Origin of the sequence: Pseudosulfitobacter sp. SM2401, assembly GCF_042932805.1 — a bacterium.
Classification (GTDB): domain Bacteria; phylum Pseudomonadota; class Alphaproteobacteria; order Rhodobacterales; family Rhodobacteraceae; genus Ascidiaceihabitans.
In genome coordinates, this window is sequence record NZ_CP170633.1 from 1657834 (window position 1) to 1675039 (window position 17206).

The 17206-nt window shown below is 55.5% G+C and carries 11 protein-coding genes and 1 pseudogene; 4 read left to right on the forward strand and 8 right to left on the reverse strand.

Annotation, left to right across the window (positions count from 1 at the left end):
* Nucleotides 1-286: 286 nt before the first annotated feature.
* The 6 genes and pseudogenes from ACFIO0_RS08190 to ACFIO0_RS08215 all read right to left on the reverse strand — a co-directional run bounded on the left by ACFIO0_RS08190 (nt 287) and on the right by ACFIO0_RS08215 (nt 5988).
* Entirely contained in the window at nt 287-670 is a 384-nt protein-coding gene (locus tag ACFIO0_RS08190) for a hypothetical protein (RefSeq protein WP_390914855.1), read from the reverse strand.
* A 48-nt stretch (nt 671-718) separates the two neighbouring features.
* Nucleotides 719-2263, reverse strand: a complete 1545-nt coding sequence (locus ACFIO0_RS08195; protein ID WP_390914856.1) for a tetratricopeptide repeat protein — start codon at nt 2261-2263, stop codon at nt 719-721.
* 158 nt (nt 2264-2421) lie between these two features.
* Nucleotides 2422-3408: a cytochrome P450 gene (locus tag ACFIO0_RS08200; RefSeq protein ID WP_390914857.1), complete on the reverse strand. Its 987-nt coding sequence runs from the start codon at nt 3406-3408 to the stop codon at nt 2422-2424.
* 322 nt (nt 3409-3730) lie between these two features.
* A complete protein-coding gene (locus tag ACFIO0_RS08205) occupies nt 3731-3895 on the reverse strand; it encodes an SDR family oxidoreductase (RefSeq protein ID WP_390914858.1) in 165 nt (54 codons plus the stop codon).
* 52 nt (nt 3896-3947) lie between these two features.
* A pseudogene (locus ACFIO0_RS08210) lies at nt 3948-4136 on the reverse strand (3-ketoacyl-ACP reductase); the annotation flags it as partial.
* A 115-nt stretch (nt 4137-4251) separates the two neighbouring features.
* Nucleotides 4252-5988 carry a hypothetical protein gene (locus ACFIO0_RS08215; protein ID WP_390914859.1) on the reverse strand — a complete coding sequence of 579 codons (1737 nt, stop codon included), beginning with the start codon at nt 5986-5988 and terminating at the stop codon, nt 4252-4254.
* Between the two features lie 428 nt (nt 5989-6416).
* On the opposite strand from ACFIO0_RS08215, the gene ACFIO0_RS08220 reads away from it, so the two are divergent.
* Nucleotides 6417-8576, forward strand: a complete 2160-nt coding sequence (locus ACFIO0_RS08220) for a Hint domain-containing protein (protein ID WP_390914860.1) — start codon at nt 6417-6419, stop codon at nt 8574-8576.
* Nucleotides 8577-8578: 2 nt separating this feature from the next.
* Here the strand turns inward: ACFIO0_RS08220 and ACFIO0_RS08225 are convergent, their stop codons facing one another.
* Entirely contained in the window at nt 8579-11626 is a 3048-nt protein-coding gene (locus tag ACFIO0_RS08225; protein ID WP_390914861.1) for an efflux RND transporter permease subunit, read from the reverse strand.
* A 3-nt stretch (nt 11627-11629) separates the two neighbouring features.
* Nucleotides 11630-12862, reverse strand: a complete 1233-nt coding sequence (locus tag ACFIO0_RS08230; protein WP_390914862.1) for an efflux RND transporter periplasmic adaptor subunit — start codon at nt 12860-12862, stop codon at nt 11630-11632.
* Between the two features lie 72 nt (nt 12863-12934).
* On the opposite strand from ACFIO0_RS08230, the gene ACFIO0_RS08235 reads away from it, so the two are divergent.
* The 3 genes from ACFIO0_RS08235 to ACFIO0_RS08245 all read left to right on the forward strand — a co-directional run bounded on the left by ACFIO0_RS08235 (nt 12935) and on the right by ACFIO0_RS08245 (nt 17204).
* The gene (locus tag ACFIO0_RS08235) at nt 12935-13369 is read left to right on the forward strand and encodes an ion channel (protein WP_390914863.1); all 435 of its coding nucleotides are present in this window, start codon (nt 12935-12937) and stop codon (nt 13367-13369) included.
* A gap of 97 nt (nt 13370-13466) precedes the next feature.
* Entirely contained in the window at nt 13467-14585 is a 1119-nt protein-coding gene (locus ACFIO0_RS08240) for a metallophosphoesterase (protein ID WP_390914864.1), read from the forward strand.
* The gene (locus ACFIO0_RS08245; RefSeq protein WP_390914865.1) at nt 14586-17204 is read left to right on the forward strand and encodes a chromosome segregation protein SMC; all 2619 of its coding nucleotides are present in this window, start codon (nt 14586-14588) and stop codon (nt 17202-17204) included.
* Nucleotides 17205-17206: the final 2 nt, after the last annotated feature.

Consider the following 17206-nt stretch of genomic DNA (forward strand, 5'->3'; position numbering starts at 1 on the left):
TCCCGCGGAGCAATGCAAGTAGATGTGAGTGTTCGGCGGCGCGTCATGGTCTACACCCAGAATGACGTCTTCAGGGTTGCGATCAACGCCGAGATATCAGAGTGGCGCAGCATTTCAAGGTTGCCGCCCCCATGGGCAATCAGACCCATTCGTAATGCGCGTCATCGGTCCCCAATTGCGCGCTGATCTTGGCAATCAAAAGCGCGGCCCCAAAGTGATCTTGGCGCGCGGGAAAGCAGTACTGTCAGTCATCTAACGCCCTTGCGAAACGACTATCACGGCAACCCTACCCGTAGATCGAAGTGAGCGACTTTGGATCAATCCAACCGCTGTCGCATCGGCCAACATAGGCCTGTTTTTCGGACACCGTTATGCCAACGCTGCAGGTTTCGCTGGTGCCATCAATGACACCGTCCCAACCGTTTTGTTCATCGCATCCGGATACCACGTGGCCTGCCTGCAATCTGGCAATGATCGGAAATTCAGGCCCCGGCCCTGATCGTAAATCGGCCCCACCAGCGTTGACTTGCAGCCCGATACTGCACGTGCCGTGATCTGTGTCCGGATACAGCATGACCGGGACAGTTTCGCCCAACGCGGTGGATGTTTGCGCCGACAAGCACCCAGATAGCAACGTGGCAACACAGGCGGAAATCATCAGTTCTTTCATTTTATCAAATCCTTGATTGTGCACACACGATGCTCTGAGCCTAGAAAACTATTGCCCCATTACCGCGTTACAGTGTCGGATTGCTGTTTCCATGTGCGGTTTGACGCCGGAAAAATCGCCCTCCAAACCGATGTAGAACGACACGTCCGCCTCTTTTTTGAAATCAGAGGTTCCATCGGGGTAGTTCGTCCAAATGCTTGACACCTCACGATCACCAAGTGTTCTGACGGTGAAAAACGCGGGCTTTCCAAAGAAGAAATGTTCCTCCCAGGCGACGCGTTCCGGATCGAAATGTCCGAGGTTAAATTCGTGGGTGGTTTTGCCCGTGTTGGGATGATCAACAAACGTTTGAAACACACACGCCGTGTCGGTTGCGACAAATGACTGGAGTCCGGCCTGTGCGCCGCCACCTGCGTGCACCCACTCGAGTGTTAACCTTTGGATCAAGGATTTTACCGCCGATCTGTAGGCCCCAGTGTCCGCTGATGACGCGTTTACGCTGCCGGAGTTGCCGATACGGCTGGACGATACGCCGTTCTGGCGTTCCAAAGTTTCGATCGCTTTGCGCGACCCTTTTAGGCCCAGCGTGTAAGTTTTGTTTCCGCCTTGGGTCACGTAGTTGAACGCGATGTATTTGCCGGACTTGATCGCCTCGAGAGTAGCGCGTTGGCTGGAGCGTGGGAGCGTGATCGTGATGAATGATCCCGGAGAGCCAAAGTTATCGCCATATTGCTCGACCTGGCAGGTTTCACTGGTGCAAAACCCAAGATCTATTCTGGTCCGTGTTTTGTCTGCTTTTTCCACGTAGACGCCCGTCACACGAACCGTCGGGTCAAAAGTATCTCGCATCAAACCCAGGTAGACCTGTTTGGTGTCGTCAAAAACACCCACGTAAACCCGTGCTTGAAATTTGCCATTTGGGGCGTGATCCCAGCGGGCTTCGCCGTAGCCGTAACCCCATGCCTGCGTAAACAGCTTTTGGCGTTCGTCGATTTGGGACATCTCGGGGCCGCTGCTGGTTTCGACTTTTGCAAGCTCGATGGCCAACCGCTTTAGCTTTGATTGATCAGCACCGGCGTCGCGTGCGCGGTCATACAGCGATCTGGCTTTTACGTCGTCGATCGGCAGAAATTCCGCACTTAGATAATAGTGACCCAGTTTGACACCCGAATTGCCGTACCCTGCGTTGAGGGCACGCAAGAAATAGCCTTTTGCCAATTCCGGGTTACGTTCGAACGACACCCCTTCCATCAGGTATTCTGCATAATTCATTTGGCCCAGCGGATAGCCACCCAGAGCGGATCGTTTGTACTGCTCGGCTGCATAGCTAAGGTCTGCGTTGCTAAAGCTGCACTTCTGCGTGGAAAACACCCAGCCCAAATCATTCATCGCCACCACGTTGTTTTTCAAAAGCGCGCTGTTGGACAACTCGATGTAGGCACCTTGGTCCCCGGCGCAGGCTTGATCCGACAGCCTGTTAAAGTAGTCCCGTGGCCCTTGCCATGATTGCTCTAACCGTTCGGCGAATGCAGGGGCACCAACGGTGAAAATGACGACACACGCGATCAGGCGGCAAAACAATGTGTAGGTCAAAATATGTCCTTGGTCTAAAATGTACCGATCTGCACAGAATACTAGGAAAAGACGCCTGTTCTGGCAAGTTTGACGGGCTTTTTCAAACAAAATACAGCCTAGAGGCGTAATTCTGAGAGGCCCAAAATCGTCGACAGCGTCACAGCCGTGGCTTCATTTTACGGTGCGGCAATCGCACGAACAGGAACGCTGGCAAGCGAATGAATCGAACTGTTGACCGATGGCACCACGGGTCCGGTCAGCGCGAACCGTTCAACCCTGTCCGCTAGCGCATTGAGCAGACTGGTGATTTCGAGCTGCGCCAGATGCATGCCAAGGCACGCGTGAACGCCGTTTCCAAAACCGACATGCCCACGCGCGTGACGTGAGATGTCAAAGCGATCAGAATCCTCAAATTTCGCAGGGTCCCGATTTGCCGCGCCAAAAACCATCAGCACGCGCGACCCTTTGCGCAAGGTCACGCCCTCGACGAGGCAATCTTGGGTCACGTAGCGCGTAAAGGCCTTGATCGGGGTGTTCAGGCGCACGATTTCCTCAATCGCGTTGCGGATCAGCGTGCGATCGGCCCGCAATTTGGACCACTGATCGGGATGTTTGGCAAACAACACAACCGCGTAGCCAATGGCCGAAATCGTCGTATCCAAACCAGGTGCGATGTAGTCGCGCATCAGCTCAGCGGCGCGCGCAGGTTCCATGCCACTTTGAATACCCAACTCAGTTGCCCGACTGGCCCAGCCACCCGGACTGAAGGATTGCAGCGTTTCGGGGTCTTCAAGAAAGCGGCGCAGTTCTTTCAAATTCGCAATCGCACTGTCACGGCGCGCACGTGGATCACGCAACAATTCGAACGTCGCAGCGCCCCACCCCAGCATGTTGTTTTTACCGTGCTCCCCCAATCCCACAAGGTCGCACACAACCGTGAGCGGCAAGTAAGGTGCAAGCTCTTGGGCGGCATCGAATTGACCTTTTTGGACCATCTGAGCGGCCAAATAATCGGCCTGCATTTCGATCTTTTCGCGGACTGCCTCAAGCGCTTTGGGGGTCAACGGCGAAAACGTGATGGCGCGGGTCGCATCATGCTGCGGCGGGTCCGAATTCAGCGTGCTGCCAACCAGCAGTGTGTTCACATCGTCATTGATCGACACGCCCTAACCAGAGCTGAAGCACTGATGATTTCGCAGTGATTTAATCAACGCCTCAAACCCGCAAATTGCGTAAATGTTGTTGTGTTGCAACCAAACGATCGGGCCATGGCCAAGCATGTCGTGATAGGCCGAAACGGGGTCGGCAATCGCGGCCTCACCTTAGAAATCGACATCACAAACCGGCGCGTCGCCGTCAGATGATCGCATCACAGAGTTTTCCATAGCCGCATCTTTCGTTCGTGTTGATCGTCAGTCTTTGGCAAACAGAAACGCCGATGAAAATCAATGGCCGTGGCTGACCTGTGCCAACGCCGCGTACGGCTCAAAGCCCCAGCGCCTCGCTGGTCGCAATTGCGCTCATGCCGCCGTCGATGACGATATCCTGCCCTCTGATCCAACAACTGGTGGGCGAGGCCAGGAAAACGATGGCGGATGCGATTTCGCTTGGCAAACCCGGCCGGCCAACGCGCGCAACATTTTGGACCATTTTGTCGCCAAATTCGGTGGCAAAATCCTGCGGTGTTGATCAAAGCGTCAGATGGCCCGTCGGCAGCATCAATCGCCGCCTTGATAGACGCAGGGGCGCTGAGGTCCGTTTCGACCCAGCGATCCACATTTTCCTGCGGCTCGGAAATGTCAAATGCAGTGACGTGATGACCATCGACCTTTAGTTCCGCTGCAACTGCCGCACCAATCCCCGACGCCCCACCGGTAAGGCCTATCTTCATATTCTACGCCGTGCAATCTGTTACATTTCGCAGTGAGTGCGCTGAAAAACCTTAACCGAATACGTTTGAAACGCACCAAAGAATTTTGCGACAAAACCCCGCTGAGTGTTGCGTTTCAAAGCCGTGTGATGACGCCCCAAATCGCGCTGAGGTACACAACGACCAACAGCGTTCTGGCGGTTTCGGTTGACCCGAGTGCGCGCACCCCAAAGCCGAGCGACACCAACGCCGCAATCGCAGCCACCCAGATCAATGGCGCAAACTTTGCCCATCGTGCCAACCCTTCAGATTGGTCTTGATCGGTCCGTGTCGGCGGCAGCAATGGCAAGTCGCCTGTAACGACAAATTCGGCGATGGAATCCCAATTCTCTTCGACCAGTGCAGCGCTATGTTGCCCTTTCATATATCTGATTTCATTTATCTTTCCGCCAAACCCGTCATGGCCACCACTGCCAAGATCTTGCACCGACAACATCTCTGCCGCTTTGGGGAAAATAGCCACGACCCAATCCGACGTTGCGACAAAATTCAGCACGTTTTGCACTTGGTTGGTCTTGCGCCGTTCTTCCCAATTATAGCTGGACCGAATGACGCTACCCGCCAGAACCACGTTCTTGAAACGGCAAAACGGATAGTCTTGGAGCGCACGCGCCAGTAAATACGTGCCATTGCTGTGCCCGACAAAAGACATTTGCGCATTGGGGTGCTCGGCCAGTGCTTCGGCGTATTGATCCATCAGCCATTCGACCTTTTGACGTCGCGCCCATGGCAGAAAGAACGGCAACATCGGAAAAAACCCGTAACTGGATGTTTCCGCAGCCATTTGGACCGTTTTGCCGTCAATTGCCCCTTGCCGACTGCGCCGCAGGATCGCGCGCGCAATTTTCTGGGTCCAATGCCCGACATCGCGAATGCCGTGGATCACAAAAACAAAATCAGTGGTGTCGTGGTTGGGCGGGTCCTGTGGTTTGTCCGCTGGCAAATGCGTAATGCCTTCCAGCTCGTCCTTGGTGGACATCAACGCTGCGCGCAGAACCCGTTTGCGTTCGGCCCCATCAGTGGTTTTTGGGCGATAGGCGCTTTGCACGATGTTTGCCGACTGCAGATCAACAACGCTTCTGTGATCGGAATATGGCACATCAAGGTAATAGAAATTCCGACCGGACACCAAATCAATGTTGTCCTTGGGCGACACCATATCATCGGCCGATCCAAGCATCTGGATGGTCAAAGGAAACGCGCCACCCTGGCGCTGCGCCTGGTTTGCCGCAAGGATCCAACGAATGCGCAGATCGGTCAAATAGGGTGATCCACGCCGGATCGACATGATCAGGAATGGCTTTTTGGTGATCGCACCCCAGACGCTGCCAATTGCGGTTCCGACATTCCAGTTCAGCTGATTGAAAAGGCTCAGGTGGTGCCCTGCTTTCCAACCCCGGTTCAGCCCTGCCAGCAAAACCAACCGGTCAACGCGATTGACCCAATCAAGTGTTTGATCCCCGTCAACCGCCCCTGCCCGTTCAATCGCAAGCAACACCGTGCTGCGCGCAATCAACGCGCCGATACTGTGCCCGACAAACATGATAGAGCGATAATTTGCGCTGCCATCAGACCAAATGCCGTCAATTTTAGCCAGTTGGCGCGCGGCAATATCACCCGGGCTGGCCTGCGAAAACGTCGAACACGGCAGGTTAGGAACGTATTGATCCGCGTCCGGATACAGCTGTGCGATGTATTTGCACACGTCAGACATCTTTTCAGGGCCGCCGCGAAACGAGTGAAAAAGGACAATCAGCTGCGTCGATAATCCGTGCTTTCGCAGGTCGCCTTTTTGTGCGTTCAATTTATTCATAATCAAAATCTCCTTCGGATAAATACCCCTATTTTCTTGGTGGTTTTGTAGGCCGGCTGTGGGTGCCGTCATGGGGTGTGCTGTGTTCTTTGCGTCTCAAATGGATCGTAAAAACCGGTTCGCTCATAGCTGTCAGGTACTGCGTAATTTTGGCCGTTTTGAAATTCGCCAAATAATTGAAAATTGAATTGCCGAGCGGCGTTTGTCAATTCTTACGATCCAGAATGACACACCAGACGTCGCGACCAGCCGTTACAATTTGAAATCAATTGCTTGGATCATTTCTCCGCAAATGCGGTTGCCCGTTCACCTGTCTTCAACAGTCGGATGAGTATGGTCGCGCCGCTAAGGGCCAAAGCCGCTGAACAACAGGCGTGCAGGTAATTTTGCGGGATCAGCCCTTAGGAGTCCCGGCAGGAGCGACGACAATGGCCACGTATACAGTCACGACATCAAATTGGAACGACCCGGCATTCTGGGCCGCGATAAGCCAATCCGGGCCGGGCCATACGCTTGATTTTTCCGCTTTGCCCTCCAACTTTGATGTGGATTTTTGGCCTGATGGCGACAGAATTGTCATCGGCAACGGAACGTCGAATTTTACGATCGGTGACAGCGATAATGGTGGTTCCTCGGACGCGCAAATGGGCGGTACGACGCAGCTTGAATATTTCACAACCGTCATTTCATCCCAAGGGAATGACATGAACGATGGCGGGTCGAATTCCGACACGCTGATCGGCGAAGGCGGCCAAGATACATTATCAGGGAATGGCGGCAACGACTACATCGAGGGCGGCGATGGTAATGATCGGCTGTCGGGCGGATCCGGCGATGACACCTTGCATGGCGGCAGCGGCGACGACACTTTGTATGGCGGCGACGGCGACGATTATATGGTTGGCGGCGCTGGGAATGATACACTCTATGGCGGGTATGGGAACGACTCCATCAGTGGCGGCGATGGCCACGACCTGATCCAAGGCGAACAAGGCAACGATACCATCGACGGCGGCGCGGGCGATGACACGATCCGCTTTACCGACAGTTCTGGCGTAGATCAGATTGATGGCAGCAGCGGCGATGACGCGCTGGTCTTTGTCAGTGGCACACCTGTCCTGATTACCTTTAACGGGTTAGAAAACGGCACATACGCCTACGACGGCGGCGGTGGGGCCTCAGGTACGTTTAGCGACATCGAACACTTTGAAGGTGGATCTGGAAAGGACACGCTGGATTTCAGCAACCTGCCTGACGGGGTTACGGTAACCTACACAGGCAACGGTGCAGGTTCGATCACTGACGGCACACAGACGATCACGTTTAACAACATCGAAAACATGGTCCTGACCGAACATGATGACTCTGTGGATGCAAGTGCCTCGTGGAATGGCGTTGGCGGGGACAACGTTGGTGAGGACATCGACGCAGGCGGTGGCAATGACACGATCATTGGCGGGAATGGCGGAGATACACTCGAAGGCGGCAGTGGCAACGATTACATCGATGGCGATTATGGCGACGATGCCCTTTCAGGGGGGGACGGCAATGATACGATCATCGGTGGCAGAGGCAACGACACGATCACCGGCGGCGGCGGCGATGACAGCCTGGACGGCGGCCTAGAATCCGACACGTTAATCGGCGGTGACGGCAATGACACAATCGATGGCGGCGATGGTGACGACAGTATCGAAGGTGGTGCTGGCAACGATGTTTTCGCCTATTCTGTTGGCGATGGTAACGACACGATTACGGACTTCAATTCTGGAAACACTGGTACGCTGAGCGACGGCGACGCGACCAACAACGACTCTATTGATCTCAGTGGGTATTACGATCACCTCTCTGAATTATACGCAGATCAAGCTGATGACGGTGTTCTGAATCAGTCAAACGATGGCTTGGACGGCGTTGATTATTCGGACAACGACCAGTTCGGTTCTGGTTCTCTTACGATACAGGGCGCTAGTGCCGACAACTCGAGCTTTACCGAGGAAAACACCGGTGTGACATGCTTTACAAATGGCACCGCAATTCAAACGCCGCGCGGCGATATTTTGATTGAAAACCTGCGCATTGGGGACTTGGTTTACACTGCCGACAATGGCGCGCAGCCCATTCGTTGGATCGGAACCCGAACCGTTGGTCGTCAGGCGTTGCAGAACTCTGAAAATCTACGACCCGTTCTGATCAAAGCTGGTGTTCTTGGCAACATTCGCCCGCTGCTTGTCTCGCAACAACACGGCATGGTCGTTGGCGACACCAACTTGGTGCGTGCCAAACATTTGGCGACGACAATGACGGGCGTGCGCATTGCCCACGGCAAAACATCGGTCACCTACGTGCATTTGATGTTCGACGCGCATCAAATCATTTTCGCAGAAGGCATCCCATCAGAAAGCTTTTATCCCGGCCCGATGGGTTTGAAAATGATCGGGTCTGAAGTCTGCGAAGAGCTGTTTTCAATTTTTCCGAACCTACGTCCAAACGTAACCGGACGACCCTGCCCCATTAACGAATACGGCGAAACAGCACGTATTTTTGTTGCGAAAAAGGACCTGCTTCGATCCTTGATTGCAGCTTGACATCAGTCTTGCGCCATTTCCGACATCTTTACACCAAAGAAAATCGCGTAAAGCGTGGGCACGATGATCAGCGTCAGGATCGTCGCAAAGCTTAGGCCGCAAATAATGACCACCGCCAGCGATTGGAAAAACGGATCCCACAACAAAGGGATCACACCCAGCACGGTTGTGACCACACCCAATGTCACCGGTCGCGCGCGACTGACTGCGGCATCGACAATCGACTGCATGCGTTCGCGGCCTCCGTCAATTAAACTGTCGGTCTCGTCAATCAGAACAATGGCGTTCTTAATCAACATTCCCGCAAGCGAGAGAATTCCAAGGATCGCCATAAATTCGAGCGCCGTCTGCGTGATGACAAGCCCCCAAACAACGCCGATCAACGCCAAAGGCACCGTTAGCCAAATGATCAAAGGTTGGCGCACCGCGTTAAACAGCAAGAATACAACGATAATCATCGCACCGAATCCCAGCGGCATAGTCGCGGCCAGACCTGCGTTTGCCTCAGCACTGCTGCCAAATTCACCTTTCCATTCGAACGAATAACCGGGCGGCAGATTGATCGCCTCAATCGGTGCGCGCACCGCATCAAATAGATCACCCGACAGCACACCCGGCGCATTGTCAGACTGTGCAGTGATCGCCAACTTGCGATCTACGCGGCGCAATTTGCTTGCCTCATACACCAATTCGAACCGATCGACGACCTGCGCGACGGGAACATAACCGCCTGCGACTTGGCTATAGACTTGGACATCGCGCAGCTTTGATGCGTCATCGCGACTATTTTCATAAGGGCGCATGACGATCGGGCGCAATTCCTCGGCTTCGCGGTAGACACCTATGCGGCTGCCTTCGAGATGCGCATAAAGTGCGTTCGAGATTTCACCCTGCGTCAGTCCCAAACGACGCGCATTCTCATTGTCGATCATTGGGCGCAAGATGGGTGTTTGCGCACCCCAATCGTCTTGGATCGCAATGCCACCGGCATCGGCCATCACGTCTTTGGCTTGCTGTGACAGACCGCGCAAAATCCGAGGATCAGGTCCATAAAAACGCGCCTCGATTTTTGCACCGCCCCCTGGGCCCAGCACAAATTTCCAAACTTTGGCGTTGGCGTTTGTGAAATTTGCATCAATCCAAGGTTGGATTTCAGTGCGCAAACCTTCGATCTGCTGATAGGTTTCAACGTCCACCAAAATCTGGCCGTATGCCGCGCTGGCATCATTCGCCGAATACGTCAGCATGAATCGAGAATGCCCACCACCGGCCACCGTGTTTGTGCTGGTCACCCCGTCAAGGCCGCGCACATGTTCATCGATGCGCAGCAAATCCGCCTTTGTTGTCCGAATATCCGTGCCTTCCGGCAAAGAGTAATCGATGACAAATTGCGCCCGTGTCGAGGACGGAAAGAAGCCCGCGGGCACCATAGACAACCCGATAATTGCCGTCGCAAATAGCCCCAAAACAATCGCAACAGTCACGAACCGCAAGCGGATCGCGGTTGTCAAAAGCGATCTGTAACCGCGCAAAATAGTGTTCTCGCCTTTTGGTTTCGTTTTGCTGGGCTTCAACATCAGCGTGCAAAAATACGGCGTTAGCCAGACCGCAACCAGCCACGAAAACAGCAGCGCAATCGAAATGGTCCAAAACAAACTGCCCGCATATTCGCCGGTATTATCCGGTGAAAACCCGATAGGGGAAAACGCAAGAAACCCCACGATCGTGCCCCCCAACAATGGCCATTTAGTTTGGTTCACAACCGCCGTCGCCGCACTGGCCGTGTCTTCGCCGTTTTGAACGCGCACCAACGTGCCCTCGACCACAACAATGGCGTTGTCCACCAGCATCCCCAGCGCGATAATCAAGGCACCGAGCGAGATGCGCTGCATATCCAAACCGTAGACATACATGCCCACAAGCGTGCCCGCGACGGTCACCAACAGGATGCCGCCCATCAAGATGCCTGATCGCAACCCCATAAAGATCAACAACGTACCGACAACAATCGCCAAGGCTATTACCAGGTTCATGACAAAGTCGGACACCGAAGTTTTGACCGTTGCGGATTGATCCGAGATGGGGGAAATTTCGATGCCGATGGGCCGGTCGTTTATCAGAGTGTCCATGCGGGCTTTGACCGCCTCGCCCATCTCTACGACATTGCCGCCGATGGCGTTTGAAATGCCCAAACCGATGGCGGGCTGGCCATTGCGATAGAGCAATTTTGATGCGGGTTCTTGCACGCCGCGTCGCACCGTCGCGATATCAGACAACCTAAAGGACGCGCCGGTTTGCGGATTAACCAATACCAGATCACCAATTGCGGTCACGGAATCTACCGCGTTTGCCGCCCGAAGCGTCAATCTGGTTTCGCCCGCCCGCAGGGATCCTCCGGGCGTGACAAGATTTTGCCCCTCAAGCACATCCGCGATTTGACCCGTAGAAATACCCATTTCCGTCAGGCGTGCTGGCGCATATTCAACATAGATAATTTCATCTTGCACGCCATTCAAAACGATCTTTGACACACCATCGACCAGCACCAGATCGCGCTGCAAATCCTTGGTGTATTCATAAAGTTCGGGCAGCGAATACCCCTCGCCGGTGACGGCAAAATACAACGCGAACACGTCGCCAAAATCGTCATAAACTTGCGGGTCCAGCGCGTTGGGCGGCAAGCCTGCCTGCCCATCTGTGATCTTTGAACGCATCTGCGTGAATTTCTGCGCCAATGCATCGCGGGTTTTGGTTCCAGCAATTTCGAACTCCACTGTGACAGTGCTGAGCCCCGGTGAAGATACCGACAAGATTTCTTTTACACCGGCCAGTTGTTGCAAGGTATCTTCAATTAAATCAGTGACTTCTTCTGCCACTTCTTCGGCACTTGCACCGGGATACGGGGTGACAATCTGTGCTTGGCGAATGATAAATTCAGGGTCTTCAAACCGCGGCAACGCGGTGTAGGCAAAGTAGCCTCCCACCAAAATGAGCAGGGTCGCAAGCGCTGAGATCAGACGCTTTTCAATAGCGAAACGGGCCAGATCCATGGGTTATTCTCCGACCTTGGTGATGGGCCTGATGACAGTCCCTTCGCGCAGAAATGACACGCCTGCGGTGACGATCATGTCTTTGGATTGCAAACCCTCGCTGACGACGACGGACGCGCCAGAAACATCGCCAAGCGTCACGTCACGGACCGTCACAGTGTTCGATTTTGCATCCACAACCCAGACAAATGCCCCGCCGTTCACGTTGGCGGCAATCGCCGTCAAAGGCACGCTGATACTTGGCATCGCAGCCTCGTTGCTGGCGACAATCACGCTGCCGACCATGCCAGGCAAAACTTGCGCGCCTTCGGGAACTTTGATCGAAACACGGGCGCGGTAGGTTTGGGTGCCTGCATCCGCTTGGGTCGAAAATTCAACCAATTCCGCAGGGACCGACGCCCCCGGACGCGCGTCCAATTCCACCACAGATGACGTGTCAGCCGCCGCGCTCCAGATCAAAACATCGGGGCCCGGCACATCAAAGGCCAGATCCACAGTCGTCAGCGTTTGCAGCAAAACGATGCTTTGGCCGGCTTGGATGTTCGTGAAATTGTCAACGTCACGACGTGCGACGATACCATCAAACGGCGCGCGCAGGGTTGCATCGTCAAGGTTGTCTTGGGCCCGCCGAAGCTGGCTATCCAGACCACGCAAAACGGCAGTCGCGGCCGCGATGTCTTCGGCACGCGCGCCCTCAAGGCCCAATTCCAACTCTTCTTGCGCTGCATTCAACTGTGCTGTGGCCACCTTGAGCGACGCCTCGTCTTGTTCAAGCTGGGCTTTGGAGACAACCCCACGTTCAGCCAACCGGCGGCTGCGTTCGACTTGTTCTTCGGCCTGCGTGACCTGCGCCTGCACCGCTGCAACCGACGCCTCAAGCGCTTTGATTTCCTGCGCCCGTGCGCCATTTTGCAACGCCTCAAGCTGTGATTGAGCCTGATCACGCTGACTGTTCAGTTGCTCAAGAGCGGCTACAAACGACCGTTTGTCGAGTTGTGCAATCACATCACCGGCCACCACAATCGATGACGCGCGAATGGGCAGCGCGATCACTTCGCCTGACACTTTGAACGACACTTCGGATTCCTGAGACGGCTGCACAATCGCGGGGTAACGACGCTGCACCGTGCTTGCTGTTTCTTGAACCACCAGAACCTTGGCAGGGCGCGCAGTGTCTTGCGCATGTCCGGCAGTTCCCGCAATAACAAAGATGGCGGCAGCAATTGAAGTGCGCATGGCAGCGTCCTTATGTGGTTTCCGTTGTTCTACTCTGATCACATATTGAGGTTGTACGAAAGGCGGTTGTCGATGAGTCTATTTGCTCAAATCACGTTCGGCACGGTGCTGCTTGGGGCGAGTGCGATCATTCATGTGCTGGTGCTGTTTGCGGTCCTGCCGCTGCTAAGACGCATCGCAAAGCTGCCGATTTTCAAGCGGGATTTGCCGCGTATCGTCGGGTTGGTCAGTATGATGCTGGCGGCTATTCTGGCATCCCACGGCCTTCAGATTTGGCTGTGGGCGGCAATTTGGCTCGGGTTTGGTGCGTTTTCGGAACTGCCTACCGCGCTGTATTTTTCGGCCGTAACCTACACGACGCTAGGCTATGGCGACATCGTGCTGGACCCCGACATTCGATTGTTTGCCACATTCAGTGCCGTTTGCGGTCTGCTTGGGTTCGGGATCAGCACGGCCTTTTTGGTGGGGCTGGTGTCGCGACTTTTGCCCGATTACTTTGAGGAGTGATCAAACCGGCAAGCGATCCCTGCACATCTGGTTTAGCATTCTCTTGCAGTTTGCTATACGGAATTGATCGACCAACCCCAAGGACGCATGCCCCCTCGTGATCACGTTTATCCATTCTTCCGATCTGCATTTGGGCAAGGCGTTTGGCCGCTATCCTGATGATGTGCAGGCGCGTTTGCGCCAAGCACGCGCTGACGTTTTGCCGCGGCTTGCAGCGTTGGCACATGAACACGGTGCCGGTCACATTCTGCTTGCTGGTGACACGTTTGATCAAACCACGCCTGCCCCGTCCGTCATTCGCCAGGCGTTGAATATGATGCGGGCCGCGGATCATGTAACTTGGGTTTTGATGCCCGGCAATCACGACCATGCCAATGCAACAGAGCTGTGGCGCCAAGTCGCGCAAGACGCCCCCGACAATGTCGCGGTGTTGCTTGACCCCATGCCATTTGCGCTGTCCGACGCGGCGATGCTGCTGCCCGCCCCCCCCGCCGAACGGCATCCCGGTCGTGATCTGACCGATTGGTTCGACACAGCGGACACATCAGACGCCTTGCGTATCGGGTTGGCCCACGGATCAGTCACCACGTTTGACACCAGCGAAGACGGCGCGTCTTCGGTGATCGCGCCGGACCGTGCCAAGCGCGCGGGGCTGAGTTACCTCGCGCTCGGCGATTGGCACGGGCAGCTGCAAATCGGGCCCGAAACATGGTACTCTGGCGCGCCCGAAGCGGATGGTTTCAAACACGCCAAAACGCCCGCCGCCTTGCTGGTCAAAATCGCTGGAAAAACCGCGTCGCCAGTTGTAACGTCACTGCCGACCGGTACGATTCACTGGCAACACGCGCAATTGGACATGACCAGTCAAGACGATTGTGTCACTTTGCATTCCGGCGTTTTGCCAACCTTGAATTCCCGTGCGTTAACCTTGTTTGACCTATCCGTCACAGGATCGCTGGGCCCACTTGCCCGGGTGACGCTTGAACAGGAAATTGCCAAGACCGCCCCCGACTTTTTGTGGCACAGGGCTGATCTTTTTCAGCTTGCGATGGTGCACAGCACCGATGATCTGGATACGATCGATCACCAAGGTGCCTTGCGGGCAACGGCCGAAACCTTAGCCGCCGAAGCCGCAGATGAACGCCTGTCCCCCGAAGAGCGTGCCACGGCGCAAGCCGCGTTGTCGCATTTGTTTACGTTTGCATTGGAGGCGTAGATGAAACTCATTGCGCTTCATTTGACCAACGTGCGTAAATTCGCCGGTAAATCGGCCTCTATCACTGGCATTGGCGACGGCGTTACGGTTGTGTCCGAGGCCAACGAGTTTGGAAAATCCACGTTCTTTGATGCGCTCCACGCGTTGTTTTTCGAAAAATTCAGCTCTTCTGCGAAGGCTGTGAAATCGTTGCAACCCTACGCAGGCGGCGCGGTTCATGTCGCGGCTGACGTGCAAATTGACGCCGGTATCTTTCGCGTCGAAAAGCGTTTCTTGTCCAAGAAAACGGCCAAGGTTACGCGACTGGTTGACGGCAAAATCGTCGCCCAAGAAGACGAGGCAGAGCGTTGGATTTCAACCCTTCTGGGCGTCGGTGGTGAAGGGCCTGCCGGCTTGTTGTGGGTCCGTCAGGGGCTGGTTGGCCTTGAACCTGACAGCACCAAAGAAAAGACGCAACTGACCGAAACCCGCCGCGATCTGTTGTCCTCTGTTGCCGGTGAAATCGACACGATGACCGGCGGGCGGCGGATGGACAGCGTGATGCGCCGTGTGGCCGAAACGCTTGGGGGCATCGCCACCAAAACCGGGCGTAAAACCGGCGCGTGGAAGGATGCCGCTGACACCGCCGATGCTTTGGAAACAAAATTGTCGGGCGTCACGTTGCAAGTTCACGAATTGGAAACTGCGCTGAAGGCCCGAAAGCAAGCTGATATCGCACTGAAAAGGTTGGATAATCCGGATGCCATGGCCAAGCGCGACAACGCCAAGAAAGCCGCCGAAACAGCCCTGCAAACGGCCAAAGCACATGCCAGCACTGTTGCCTTGGCCCAGCAAGAATATGACCTTGCGGGACTAAAAGCAGCGAATGCGCAGTCCGATCTGGATAGGCTTTTGAATGCACTCACAGCCCTCCAGAGTGCTGATCGCAGCGCCAAAGCCCGTGCATCCGACGCGGATCACGCCGCGGCGCAGGCACTCCAACAGCAACATGCGTTAGATGAGGCGCAGAAACGGCACGCCGAGGCAACTGCCGCGATCACGCAAGCGCGCCTGCGTCTTGACGCGTTGCGCACCCAAATTCGCGCGCGCGCCGCAAAGGCCCAGGCCAAACAATTAGCGACCCAAATATCCAAGGCGCACACCGCCATGGCCGATCGTGATGCCGCCCGCGCCGTTGTCAAAGCGTCAGGTGCCACGCCCGACTGGCTTCGATCTGTCGAGACCGCGCACACATCTGTTGCACAGCTTGAGGCCGCACTCTTGGCGCAGGCCACGCGCCTGTTCGTGCACTACGATGGTGACGCCCGGATCACGCAGAACGGATCAATCTTGCCGGCTGGGCAACCGGTTCACTTGGACGGTGACACGCAGCTTGATTTGCCGGGGATCGGGCAAATGGTCATTCACAGCCAAGCCGCCAATGCCGACAGCAAAGACCGCCTCAGCAAAGCACAAGCCGCGCTGGATAGGCTTTTGTCGGGTGCAAATATTTCCACGCTGGACGACGCACGGACCCTGATGCGCGCACGAACCCAAGCAGATGCCAAAGCCGAATTGGAACAAACGCGTCTGGATACACTGGCCCCTGACGGGCTGGACAGTTTGCGTGCCGCCCTTGCCGACGCCAATTTGGCAGCCTCGCAAGCGCATGAACAGCCTGTGCCGACAACTTCGGAATTAGAGGCGCATCTGGCCCAAACCGAACGCGATGAAGAGACCGCGCGTTTGGCGCTGCGCCAAGCCAACGCAGACAATGCGCAAGTTCGGGAAACCGCTGCCAAACTGCAAGCCGCAGCGACCCGCGCAGACGAAATACTGCAAAGCGCGACCGCAGACATTGGCGCGCCAGACACGCTTGATGCGCGCCGCACACAGCTTTTGCGCGATCAGGCAACCGCGCAAGCCGCATTGGAAACATCCCAAAGCACATTGGAAAAACTGGTGCACTCGGCCCCGGATCTGGACACGGCACAGGCCGAACTGACCCGCGCAACGGGTGCCGTCAACACGGCCCGAAACGAACGCACGCAGGTTGGCGAACAACTGGCAGCTTTGTCATCGCAAATTCGCACGTTGGCCGGGCACGGTATCGAGGAACACCGTGATCTATTGGTCGGTCAATTGGAAACAGCACGCAGCACCGAGGCACGCTTTGCCCGTCAGGCTGCCGCGTTGACCAGATTGCAAACCGCGCTGAACGACGAACGCAACGCGGCACGCGACACCTATTTTGGCCCCGTCCAAGAAGAGCTGAAACCACTGCTTTCGATCTTGCACCGCGATGCGGCCCTTAGCTTTGACAGTGACAGTTTGCTGCCCTCTGGCCTTGTGCGCGCTGACGCCCAAGAGAGCATGGATGACCTATCGGGCGGCACCCAAGAGCAAATCGCGATCCTGACGCGGCTTGCCTTTGCACGCCTATTTGCGCGTCAGGGTCGTCATATGCCGATCGTTTTGGACGACGCATTGGTCTATTCGGACGACGATCGGATCATCAAAATGTTCACGGCGTTGACGCGGGTCGCGCAGGATCAACAAATTCTTGTTTTCTCCTGTCGCCAGCTCGCATTTCAAGACCTAGGCGGGGCTAAACCGACCGTCGAGATTGTCGATATCTGACG

Bases quoted from the DNA above. Each gene is read 5' to 3' on its own strand.
- ACFIO0_RS08245 (WP_390914865.1), top strand. From the start codon at position 14,586: ATGAAACTCATTGCGCTTCATTTGACCAACGTGCGTAAATTCGCCGGT.
- ACFIO0_RS08205 (WP_390914858.1), bottom strand. From the start codon at position 3,895: ATGGTCCAAAATGTTGCGCGCGTTGGCCGGCCGGGTTTGCCAAGCGAA.
- ACFIO0_RS08220 (WP_390914860.1), top strand. From the start codon at position 6,417: ATGGCCACGTATACAGTCACGACATCAAATTGGAACGACCCGGCATTC.
- ACFIO0_RS08235 (WP_390914863.1), top strand. From the start codon at position 12,935: ATGAGTCTATTTGCTCAAATCACGTTCGGCACGGTGCTGCTTGGGGCG.
- ACFIO0_RS08190 (WP_390914855.1), bottom strand. From the start codon at position 670: ATGAAAGAACTGATGATTTCCGCCTGTGTTGCCACGTTGCTATCTGGG.
- ACFIO0_RS08215 (WP_390914859.1), bottom strand. From the start codon at position 5,988: ATGAATAAATTGAACGCACAAAAAGGCGACCTGCGAAAGCACGGATTA.
- ACFIO0_RS08225 (WP_390914861.1), bottom strand. From the start codon at position 11,626: ATGGATCTGGCCCGTTTCGCTATTGAAAAGCGTCTGATCTCAGCGCTT.
- ACFIO0_RS08230 (WP_390914862.1), bottom strand. From the start codon at position 12,862: ATGCGCACTTCAATTGCTGCCGCCATCTTTGTTATTGCGGGAACTGCC.